Consider the following 2,563-nt stretch of genomic DNA (forward strand, 5'->3'; position numbering starts at 1 on the left):
GCCACGGGGTGTGGCTCCGGCCTTCACGCCCGGCCGCCGGGTGAGTGATGGCTTCGCGCATGACGACGGCTCCAGCGGGCGTTCCGGCCCCGGCTCGGTGTCTGCGGCAACGGCCCGCGCGGGCGGCACCGGCCCGGTCGGTCGGTGTCCGGTTCGGTGGCTGCCCCGGATGCGTGCGGGGTTGGGCGGGTGGGCCGGTCGGAGGGCGGTCCGGCCCGGCTGACGTGGACGCCGGTTCGGCCCTGCCGGGCGGCAACGGCCCGCGCGGGTAAGGTGCGCCGTACCGCTCCGTACGGCTATGAGCCCGGGGCGGGGAGGCGGACCGTGAAGCGGGTCCGGCCCGGGTGGCTGGTGACCTCCACGGTGCCGGCGTGGGCGGTGACGACGGCGGAGACGATGGACAGGCCCAGCCCCGCGCCGCCTCCCGCGGGCGCGGGGCCGCCGGGCTGCCGGGGGTGGTCGCCGCGGGTGAAGCGCTCGAAGACGGTGGCGAGGACGGCCTCGGGGATGCCCGGGCCGTCGTCGGTGACCGTCAGGACGGCGGAGCCGGCCTCGCGCGTCAGGCCGACGGCGACCCTGGTGCCCGCGGGGGTGTGGAGACGGGCGTTGGCCAGCAGGTTGCCGACGACCTGCTGGAGCCGGTGGGCGTCCCCGGTGACGACGACCGGCTCCTCCGGCAGGTCGAGTGTCCAGCGGTGGCCGGGGCCCGCGGCCCGCGCGTCGGCGACCCCGTCGAGGACCAGCCGCGTCAGGTCGACGTCCTCGCGCTCCAGTGGCCGCCCCGCGTCGAGCCGCGCCAGCAGCAGCAGGTCGTCGACCATCTCGCCCATCCGGCCGGACTCCGCGGCGATCCGGCGCAGGGCCCGTTCCACCTCGGGCGGTACGGGCCCGGGGTGGCGCAGCGCGAGCTGGGCGTGGCCGCGGACGGCGGCGACCGGGGTACGCAGCTCGTGGCTGGCGTCGGCGGCGAAGCGGCGCAGCCGCTCCTCGCTGACGTGGCGGGTCGACAGGGCGCTCTCGACGTGACCGAGCATGTGGTTGAGCGCGCTGCCGACCTGGCCGACCTCACTGCGCGGGTCGGTGTCGGGGACCCGGGCGGGCAGCGCCACCTCCCCGCTGTCCAGCGGCAGCCGGGTGACCGCCGTGGCGGTCGCGGCCACGCGGCGCAGCGGACGCAGCGACCAGCGCACCCACAGGGCGCCCGCCACTCCCGTGGTGATCAGCGCGCCGCCGAAGACGGTCGCGGCCACCACCTCGAGATGGTGCACCGCTTCCTCGACCTCGCACAGTGGCAGGCCGGTGACCAGGACGTCGCCGTCGAGGCCCTCGATGGCGCGGACCCGGTAGTCGTCGAGTGCGGACAGGTCGATGTCGCGGGGCCGCCCGTCGGCCGGCAGGGCGGCCAGCACTTTCTTGTCGTGGGCGCTGAGTTCGACGGTGGTGTCGGCCGTGGTGTCGGAGCCCGCGGGCACCACCGCCGCGTCGGTGACCGTGCCGTCCACCAGCCGGGCGCCGAACGTGCCCGGTGTCTGGCGGCGGGTGTCGACGTGTTCGTCGCCGTCGGGCTCCCCGCCGTCCGTCTCACCATCGGGCCGCGGCTTGCCGGAGTGTTCCAGACTGGCGGGGAAGCGCCCGCCGGTCTCGCCGAGCTGCTGGTCGAGCCGGTCGACGAGGAAGGTGCGCAGGGTGAGGACCGCCGCCACGCCGACGGCCGCGCAGCTGACCGCGAGCAGCACCACGAGGCCGAGGGTGAGCCGGGCGCGCAGGGTGTGCGGACGCAGCCGCGCGGTCGCGCGGCGCAGGGCCGGGATCACGGCGCCTTCACCGGCTTCAGCACGTATCCCGCGCCCCGTACGGTGTGGATCATCGGCTCCCGCCCGGCGTCGATCTTCTTGCGCAGGTACGAGATGTACAGCTCGACGACGTGCGCCTGCCCGCCGAAGTCGTACGACCAGACCCGGTCCAGGATCCGGGTCTTGCTCAGCACGCGGCGCGGGTTGCGCATCAGGAAGCGCAGCAGTTCGAACTCGGTCGGCGACAGGTCGATCGCCTCGCCGCCGCGGCTGACCTCGCGCGCCTCCTCGTCCATGACCAGGTCGCCGACGACGATCAGCGAGTCGTCGGCGCGTTCCCGGCTCATGCCCGCGCGCCGCAGCAGCCCGCGCAGCCGGGCCAGGACCTCTTCGAGGTTGAAGGGCTTGGTGACGTAGTCGTCGCCGCCCGCCGTGATGCCCGCGATGCGGTCCTCGACCGCGTCGCGGGCGGTGAGGAAGAGGACGCACACGTCGGGCTGGACGGCGCGCAGGCCGCGCAGCACGGTCAGCCCGTCGACGTCGGGCAGCCGGATGTCGAGCACGACCGCGTCGGGCCGGAAGTCGCGGGCCTCGTCGAGGGCCGTACGGCCGTCACCCGCGGTGCGCACCTGCCAGCCCTCGTACCGCAGCGCGCCGGAGACGACTTCGGCGAGGTCCGGCTCGTCGTCCACGACGAGGATCCGGACGGGCGTTCCTCGCGGGCTCGCCGATACGCGTGCTGAACTGATGCTGCACGATGGGGGTGTGTC

2 protein-coding genes are annotated in these 2,563 nt (G+C 75.3%); both read right to left on the reverse strand.

Annotation, left to right across the window (positions count from 1 at the left end; all coding sequences use genetic code 11):
* Positions 1-296 precede the first annotated feature (296 nt).
* Complete coding sequence (locus tag GUY61_RS37380) at positions 297-1,814, reverse strand: HAMP domain-containing sensor histidine kinase (protein WP_166634734.1); 1,518 nt, start codon at positions 1,812-1,814, stop codon at positions 297-299.
* Complete coding sequence (locus GUY61_RS37385) at positions 1,811-2,542, reverse strand: response regulator transcription factor (protein WP_166634735.1); 732 nt, start codon at positions 2,540-2,542, stop codon at positions 1,811-1,813. The genes GUY61_RS37380 and GUY61_RS37385 overlap by 4 nt, the downstream gene beginning before the upstream one ends.
* Positions 2,543-2,563 lie beyond the last annotated feature (21 nt).

It is taken from the genome of Streptomyces sp. GC420 (genome assembly GCF_009916105.1).
Lineage (GTDB): Bacteria > Actinomycetota > Actinomycetes > Streptomycetales > Streptomycetaceae > Streptomyces.